Below are 724 nucleotides of genomic sequence, written 5' to 3' on the forward strand. Positions count from 1 at the left end.
GTCGAGCTGAGGCCCGTCGACAACGAGTTGATGCCCGTCGAGGTCGACGTGGACAGCGAGCTGATCGAGCTGGTCGCTGACGACAGACCCGTCGACGTCGAAGTCGACAGCGAGGCCACCGTGCTGTCGGTCGAGCTCAGGCCCGTCGACAACGAGTTGATACCCGTCGAAGTCGACGTGGACAACGAGCCGATCGAGCTGGTTGCCGACGACAGACCGGTCGACGTCGAAGTCGAGAGCGACGCCACCGTGCTGTCGGTCGAGCTCAAGCCCGTGGACAGCGAGTTGATACCCGTCGAAGTCGACGTGGACAGCGAGTTGATACCCGTCGACGTCGAAGTCGACAGCGAAGCCACCGTACTATCGGTCGAGCTCAAGCCCGTCGACAACGAGTTGATGCCCGTCGAGGTCGACGTGGACAGCGAGCTGATCGAGCTGGTCGCCGACGACAAGCCAGTCGACGTCGAGGTCGACAGCGAGGCTACCGTGCTATCGGTCGAGCTGAGGCCCGTCGACAGCGAGTTGATACCCGTTGACGTCGACGTGGACAGCGAGCTGATCGAGCTGGTTGCCGAGGACAGGCCGGTCGACGTGGAGGTCGACAGCGACGCCACCGTGCTGTCGGTCGAGCTCAAGCCCGTCGACAACGAGTTGATGCCGGTCGAGGTCGACGTGGACAGCGAGCTGATCGAGCTGGTCGCCGACGACAGACCCGTCGACGTCG

1 protein-coding gene is annotated in these 724 nt (G+C 63.8%); it reads left to right on the forward strand.

What is annotated here, in order from left to right; all coding sequences use genetic code 11:
- A partial coding sequence (locus WS45_RS36485) for a hypothetical protein (RefSeq protein WP_306459432.1) occupies positions 1–724 on the forward strand: 724 nt, incomplete at both ends.

This window comes from Burkholderia sp. RF2-non_BP3 (assembly GCF_001522185.1).
Lineage (GTDB): Bacteria > Pseudomonadota > Gammaproteobacteria > Burkholderiales > Burkholderiaceae > Burkholderia > Burkholderia diffusa.